We start from the raw sequence: 2,006 nt of genomic DNA on the forward strand, positions 1-2,006 counted from the left end.
CCCCTCACACTCTCTAATGATCTCGGCTGGCCTGGTGCCGGCTGTCAGGCTGGTCCTGGCTTGCTCGGGCGTGACTCATCACACTCTTGACCGCTGTGTCTTGCTGGGGACCTGTCCGTCCGAGCGAGCTAGTTCCGGCGTGACGCTGCGATGGCTTGATAGAAGGTTGTCCGCGACTTCGGCCGCGTGACTCGTTAGAGAGATGCCTCCGCGGCGCATCCCACCCGGATGACCCCTGAGGAGAAGAGGCCGCATGATCGTCGCCCACCGCTATGACCACGTCGTCGGAGTCGACACCCACGCCCGCACCCACACCTACGCAATCGTCGCTACCAAGACCGGCGAGATCCTCGGAACGAAAGCCTTCCCGGTCACGGCGGCGGCGATCGACAGAGCGATCGCCTGGGTGCGAGGCATCGCGGGCGGGTCGGTTCTGTTCGCGATGGAGGGCACTGGCTCCTACGGTGCGTCGTTGGGTCGAGCGCTGCTGCGTGACGAGATCGTGTTCTGCGAGGTCCGGCCGCCGAAGAAGTCGAGCCGCGTCCGCGGCAAGACTGATGAAATCGACGCGATCGCTGCCGCGACCTCGGCTATGGGGATCGAGCTCGAGGCGCTGACTCGGCCGAAGGCCGACGGGCTGCGCAATGCACTCCGAGTGACGCTTGACGCCCGCCGAGATATGGAAGTTCGTCGCACGAGCGCCCGGAACCAGCTCAACGCGTTGATTCGTACCGCGGACTTCGGGCTCGACACGAGGCGGGCACTCACCGATCGTGGTGTGCAGCAGCTCGCCAATCTGGACGCTAATCGTTCCGACGTGGCTGAGCGCATCATCCGCGCTGAAGCTGTCCGGCTGGCCTCGACCGTGATCGATCTTGGACGGCAGATGCGACACAACCGCGAAGCGTTAGCTGAGCTGGTCGAGCTTCTCGCGCCCGGGCTGCAGCAGATCTACGGCGTCGGCCCGGTCACCGCCGCAGTGGCAGTCGCGGCATACTCCCACCCGGGCAGGGTGCGGAGCGAGGCTGCTTTCGCAGCTCTCGCCGGAGTGAACCCGATTCCGGCGTCATCGGGGAACACGACACGTCACCGGCTCAACCGTGGCGGTGACCGTCAGCTCAATCGCGCGCTCGACGTGATCGCTCGCGTACGGATGGTGTCCGAGGCGCGCACGCGCGCGTACGTCGATCGACGAACGTCAGAGGGCCGAACTGTCCGCGAGATCAGGCGCAGCGTCAAGCGATACATCGCACGTGAACTATTCAAGGCGCTACAGGTCCGCATGGCGTTGTGCACCTAGCCGTATGAATGGGCGCCGAGCACGATGCGAGGGCGTCTGTTCGGCCGTCGACGAGCGTCAGAGGTGACGAGTCTTACGCGAGGGTGGTAGCGTCCTGATCGTCTAAGCGGAACACTGCGCAGCGCGGCGCGGCCGCTGCGAAATCGGCAGCGCTCGCCTCCGGGCCGACTTCGAAGATCTGAGCGGCGACTTTTCGGCCCTGGCTGTGCTGATGCCAGTACGCGCTGAGGATCGGGCCGCGCTGTTCAAGGGTCATCTCGGTGAAATTCACTGCCTCTCGTCGTCGGCCGCGCTGGATCTCGCCACGGCCGGCAGCCCTCACGTTCTTGACCCAGGACATCTTCTGTCCGGCGACCACGTACCGAGCCCCGTCCACGACAACGATCGAGACGGGTGTGGAGCGCGGCTCGCCGGAGACTCGGCCGACCACGGTCAGAACATGCGGAGGACCGGTGGTGATACCGATGTTGTTGAGGAACACGATCACCCTGTTGGCGTACTTCAGGAACGGGGGAAGGTTCTTGTCTTGTGGCATGTCCTACGACCTCGCTTCAGAACACGCGGCCCGTCGGGCTCGCTGCGGCGTCCAGTATCCACCGGGACCCCGTCGACTCCCTGACCGGCGCCGTGGGGTCTCAGGCCGAGACGACGACCGACCGCTTCATCGCGTGTTGGGTCTTGACTCGAAGCCATAGAAGGGTCCCCG

The 2,006-nt window shown here is 65.1% G+C and carries 2 protein-coding genes; one reads left to right on the top strand and one right to left on the bottom strand.

Features of this window, described 5'->3' with window-relative positions:
• Nucleotides 1-253: 253 nt before the first annotated feature.
• On the top strand, nucleotides 254-1,300 hold the full coding sequence (locus C5C36_RS17165) for an IS110 family transposase (protein ID WP_104310112.1): 1,047 nt from the start codon (nucleotides 254-256) through the stop codon (nucleotides 1,298-1,300).
• Nucleotides 1,301-1,373: 73 nt separating this feature from the next.
• Here the strand turns inward: C5C36_RS17165 and C5C36_RS17170 are convergent, their stop codons facing one another.
• On the bottom strand, nucleotides 1,374-1,835 hold the full coding sequence (locus C5C36_RS17170) for a nitroreductase family deazaflavin-dependent oxidoreductase (protein ID WP_104226502.1): 462 nt from the start codon (nucleotides 1,833-1,835) through the stop codon (nucleotides 1,374-1,376).
• Nucleotides 1,836-2,006 lie beyond the last annotated feature (171 nt).

Origin of the sequence: Rathayibacter sp. AY1G1 (assembly GCF_002932095.1) — a bacterium.
Taxonomy (GTDB): Bacteria; Actinomycetota; Actinomycetes; order Actinomycetales; family Microbacteriaceae; genus Rathayibacter.

Excerpts from the sequence above, each read along its gene's own strand:
- C5C36_RS17170 (WP_104226502.1), bottom strand. The coding sequence starts at position 1,835 with ATGCCACAAGACAAGAACCTTCCCCCGTTCCTGAAGTACGCCAACAGG.
- C5C36_RS17165 (WP_104310112.1), top strand. The coding sequence starts at position 254 with ATGATCGTCGCCCACCGCTATGACCACGTCGTCGGAGTCGACACCCAC.